The sequence below is a fragment of the Mesorhizobium sp. M7A.F.Ca.AU.002.02.1.1 genome (assembly GCF_003998535.1).
Classification (GTDB): domain Bacteria; phylum Pseudomonadota; class Alphaproteobacteria; order Rhizobiales; family Rhizobiaceae; genus Mesorhizobium; species Mesorhizobium ciceri.
The window spans coordinates 1-4,129 of the sequence record NZ_RZPB01000551.1 but is presented as its reverse complement, the minus strand read 5'-3'; the positions used below and the strand labels follow the sequence as shown (position 1 = coordinate 4,129).

Sequence of the window (4,129 nt, the reverse complement as noted above, 5' to 3'; positions counted from 1 at the left end):
CAACGATCCGGAACTCGACAAGGTCGCCGAAAAAGCCGCCAGAATGCTCGGTCTCGTCTATGAACGCCGCGCCACCGGTTATGGCGACCTGACGGCCGGGATGGCGCAGGCGGCTGCAGGCGCCTGAAGCAATTCTTGCCCCGCGATGACTCAAGGCTAGATGACAGGCCGCCGTGGACGGGTAAGGTGTGCGCCACAAGCAAACAGACTGCCAGCCATGGAAACGCACTGATGACCCCTCGCCTCTTGATAGCTGCACTCGGCCTCCTCTGTTTGGCCCTGCCCGCCCATGCCGACGGCGAGATACAGAAACTCATCACCCCGGCCGACAAGACGCGGCTCGACAAATATGGCGAGACCCGCAAGGCAGCCCTTGCCGAGGCGAAGACAGGCAACCCGGCCGAGGTCAAGCAACTCGATGCCCTGTTGGCAAAGCCGCTGGTGGCCTTTTCCGACAAGGACCTGACCGGCAACTGGCAGTGCCGCACCATCAAGGCCGGCGGACCTTTGCCGCTCGTCATCTATGGCTGGTTCAAGTGCAAGGTGACCGATGACGGTTCCGGCTGGCGGCTGGAGAAGATCAGCGGCTCGCAGCGCACCAGGGGCCGTTTCTTCGACGATGGCGAGAAACGCGCGATCTATCTCGGCTCCTTCTATGTCAACAGCGATCCGGCAAAGCCCTATGGCAGCGGTCCGCAAACCGACCAGGTCGGCTACGCCTTCCGCAACAGCGCCAAGGAATGGCGCATCGAATTTCCGGCGCCCTACTATGAATCGAAGCTCGATATCATCGAATTCAAGCGCTGACTGTGTATCGAAGAGCTGATCACCAAGGATTAACCCGGACACCCTAGCATCCCGTCTATTGTCGAGAAGGGTTGCTTGGAGGGGGCAAGATCCATGGCAGCATCAGAATCCAATACGCGTCCGATCGTGGTCGTCACCGGAGGCGGCCAGCATGTCTGGGCTATGATCAATGCGATCGCCGACCGCGTAGGTCCTGTCAGCGTCGTCCTCGAAACGCCTGAATCCAAAAAGCAATTGCTGCGTGGCCGGGCTCGCCGCCAAGGCTGGATTTCCGCCATCGGCCAGCTTGGCACGATGGTACTGAGTAGGTTGGGCAAGCGATTCCTGGCCGGCCATAGCGCGCGACTGATTGCCGAGGAGAAGCTGGAGGTTGAGCCGCGACCAGGCCAGGAGATCATCCCGGTAGCCTCGGCCAATGGGCTTGAGTGCCTGCAGGCGATCCAGAAGATCCGGCCAGGCGTTGTGCTGCTCAACGGTTGCCGACTAATCTCGGCTGAGATGCTGAGCAAAATGCCCTGCCCGGTGCTCAACTACCATGCGGGCATCACGCCGAAATATCGCGGCATGAATGGCGGCTATTGGGCTCTGGTATCAGGCGATGCGGAGAATTTCGGCACGACTGTCCACCTCGTCGACGCTGGCGTCGACACTGGTGGCGTGCTGAAGCAGGCGCGCGGCAGATCGAAAAAAGGCGACACCATCTCAAGTCACGCGCTACGCCAGACGGCGTTCTCGCGCGACATCTGCGTCGAGGCTGTCAGCGATGCACTGGCTGGAAAACTCACGACGATCGATCCCGGCCTGCCTTCGAAACTCTGGTATCATCCGACGATCTGGTTCTACGTCTGGACGGGCCTCAGAACTGGCATCTGGTAGCGCGTTTTTCGTCCTGGACGGCATACTGCGCGCCAGCGTTTCCGACGCGCTGGACCGGGCGCCGGCACACGCCGCAAACGAATAAACCCACTTTTCATTTTACGACATCGATATGCGTCGCTTTTGAATGCGCGCGCGTCGTCCCATAACAAGCGGCACCACTGCGCTTGCGGCAATGCTCGATAGTTCGAGGAGTGAGAATTCATGGCCGATCTGATCGTCGTCTACTGGCGCGACATCCCTGCCCAGGTGATCGTCAAGAAGGGCCGGCAGAACGCCAAGCGCGAACTGCCGCTGCGCTTTACCGAGGCGATCGACATGTGCGCCATGCGCACCGGCGCCGGCGGTACAGACGACTATCTGGCCGAATGGCGCAAAGCCGATCCCATTCCGGTCGGCGACGACCTCGAAGCCGAAGTCGAGAAGGCATTCAACGACATCGACACGAGATATGACCGCGAGCGGCTGGTCGCTCTGGTCAAGGCGGGCGGCAAAGAAAATGTCTGAAACCATTCCTGCCAAGGAGAGGCCGGCTGTTACCCAGGCCACTCTGGTCAAGAAGGCAGCGCCGAAATCCGACTACAAGCCGGCCGACGTATCGCCGCAGCGGCGCGTGCAGCGTTCCTTCGCGGTCAGATTATGGTCGGTGCGGCACTCGCGATTACTCGAATGGTTCTACGCCAAATTCGCCGACATGTTCCTGCTCCTCCATCCCTTATGGAAAGGCATAGGCTATGGCCGTGTCGAAGGGCCGATCAAATTTGTCGAGAAGCGCGTCAAGGGCTTCATGTTCGACTGCCGCATGTGCGGCCAGTGCATCTTGTCCTCGACAGGCATGTCTTGCCCGATGAACTGCCCCAAGCAATTGCGCAACGGCCCTTGCGGCGGTGTCCGCGCCAACGGCAATTGCGAGGTCGAGCCCGATATGCCCTGCGTCTGGGTCAAGGCCTGGGAAGGCTCGCAGAACATGGTGCACAGCGACAGGATCCTGACCGTGCAGAAGCCGGTCGACCAGTCGCTGCGTGAAACCTCGGCCTGGCTGCGGGTGACCGCGCAGGCGGCCACCGCGCGCGAAGCCGCCGCTGCCGCCAAGAATGAGGCGGCCAGCACCGGGGCGTCGGCATGATCGGCCGCCAGCGCGACGAAAACCCGGCCGGCATCCACCTGCCGCTCGAACCCCTGCCCGGCCACACCTCGCGCGGTCGGCTGGAGCGCGTACTGCGGCGCGGCGAGTTCGCTGTGACGACGGAACTCAACCCGCCCGACAGCGCCGATCCGGAAGACGTCTACAACAGGGCGAAAATCTTCGACGGCTGGGTCGACGCCATCAACGCCGTCGATGCATCGGGCGCCAACTGCCACATGTCCTCGGTCGGCATCTGCGCACTTTTGACGCGCATGGGCTATGCGCCGATCATGCAGATCGCCTGCCGCGACAAGAACCGCATCGCCATCCAGGGCGACGTGCTGGGCGGGGCTGCGATGGGCGTCGCCAACATGCTGTGCCTGACAGGTGACGGCGTGCAGGCCGGAGACCAGCCCGGCGCCAAGCCGGTGTTCGATCTCGACTGCATGTCGCTCCTGGAAACCTGCCGCATCATGCGCGACAACGGCAAGTTCCTGTCCGGCCGCAAGCTGACGACGCCGCCGCAGCTTTTCCTGGGTGCTGCGATCAATCCGTTCGCGCCGCCGATCGACTTCCGCCCGCACCGGCTGGGCAAGAAGATCGCCGCCGGCGCGCAATTCGTACAGAGCCAGTATTGCTTCGACGTGCCCATGTTCCGCACCTACATGCAAAAGGTGCGCGACCTCGGCTATACCGAAAAATGCTTCATCCTGGTTGGCGTCGGGCCGCTCGCCTCGGCCAAGACGGCCAAGTGGATCCGCTCGAACGTGCCGGGCATCCATATTCCCGATTCCGTCATCAAGCGGCTGGAAGGCGCCCAGGACCAGAAAAAGGAAGGCAAGCAGCTCTGCATCGACATCATCAACGAGGTGAAGGAAATATCAGGTGTTTCCGGCGTTCACGTGATGGCCTACCGGCAAGAGGAATATGTCGCCGAGATCGTCGATGAATCGGGCGTGCTGAAGGGCCGCCAGCCATGGAAACGCGAGATCCGCCGCGACGACCAGATGGTCGCCGATCGGCTCGAGCACATACTGCACGACGATATTACCGAAACGCAGGTGGATATGGTGAAGACCGCGCACTGACGGCGCGGACGGCCACCCATTCGCTTGAACGAAACCAGACAACGATATAAAGAAATCTTTATATCACGGCGGAGAGAATTTATGACCCGTACCATCGTCGCTTCGGCGACACGAGAAATCATCATCGGCTTCGACCAGCCGTTCTGCGTGATCGGCGAACGCATCAACCCGACCGGCCGCAAGAAGCTGGCCGCCGAGATGATCGCGGGCAATTTCGAGACCGTCATCAGGG

5 protein-coding genes and 1 pseudogene are annotated in these 4,129 nt (G+C 61.4%); all 6 read left to right on the top strand.

What is annotated here, in order from left to right; all coding sequences use genetic code 11:
* Positions 1 to 231 precede the first annotated feature (231 nt).
* Positions 232 to 807 carry a DUF4893 domain-containing protein gene (locus EN879_RS26475; protein ID WP_013531172.1) on the top strand — a complete coding sequence of 192 codons (576 nt, stop codon included), beginning with the start codon at positions 232 to 234 and terminating at the stop codon, positions 805 to 807.
* 93 nt (positions 808 to 900) lie between these two features.
* Positions 901 to 1,683, top strand: coding sequence for a formyl transferase (locus tag EN879_RS26470; RefSeq protein WP_027160505.1), 783 nt, complete (start codon positions 901 to 903; stop codon positions 1,681 to 1,683).
* A 204-nt stretch (positions 1,684 to 1,887) separates the two neighbouring features.
* Complete coding sequence (locus EN879_RS26465) at positions 1,888 to 2,190, top strand: virulence factor (protein ID WP_013531170.1); 303 nt, start codon at positions 1,888 to 1,890, stop codon at positions 2,188 to 2,190.
* The gene (locus EN879_RS26460; RefSeq protein ID WP_013531169.1) at positions 2,183 to 2,809 is read left to right on the top strand and encodes a methylenetetrahydrofolate reductase C-terminal domain-containing protein; all 627 of its coding nucleotides are present in this window, start codon (positions 2,183 to 2,185) and stop codon (positions 2,807 to 2,809) included. Before EN879_RS26465 ends, EN879_RS26460 begins: the two co-directional genes overlap by 8 nt.
* Positions 2,806 to 3,897, top strand: a complete 1,092-nt coding sequence (locus tag EN879_RS26455; RefSeq protein WP_063168204.1) for a methylenetetrahydrofolate reductase — start codon at positions 2,806 to 2,808, stop codon at positions 3,895 to 3,897. Before EN879_RS26460 ends, EN879_RS26455 begins: the two co-directional genes overlap by 4 nt.
* Before the next feature lie 81 nt (positions 3,898 to 3,978).
* A pseudogene (locus EN879_RS26450) lies at positions 3,979 to 4,129 on the top strand (methyltetrahydrofolate cobalamin methyltransferase); the annotation flags it as partial.

Bases quoted from the DNA above. Each gene is read 5' to 3' on its own strand.
- EN879_RS26455 (WP_063168204.1), top strand. From the start codon at position 2,806: ATGATCGGCCGCCAGCGCGACGAAAACCCGGCCGGCATCCACCTGCCG.
- EN879_RS26475 (WP_013531172.1), top strand. From the start codon at position 232: ATGACCCCTCGCCTCTTGATAGCTGCACTCGGCCTCCTCTGTTTGGCC.
- EN879_RS26470 (WP_027160505.1), top strand. From the start codon at position 901: ATGGCAGCATCAGAATCCAATACGCGTCCGATCGTGGTCGTCACCGGA.
- EN879_RS26465 (WP_013531170.1), top strand. From the start codon at position 1,888: ATGGCCGATCTGATCGTCGTCTACTGGCGCGACATCCCTGCCCAGGTG.
- EN879_RS26460 (WP_013531169.1), top strand. From the start codon at position 2,183: ATGTCTGAAACCATTCCTGCCAAGGAGAGGCCGGCTGTTACCCAGGCC.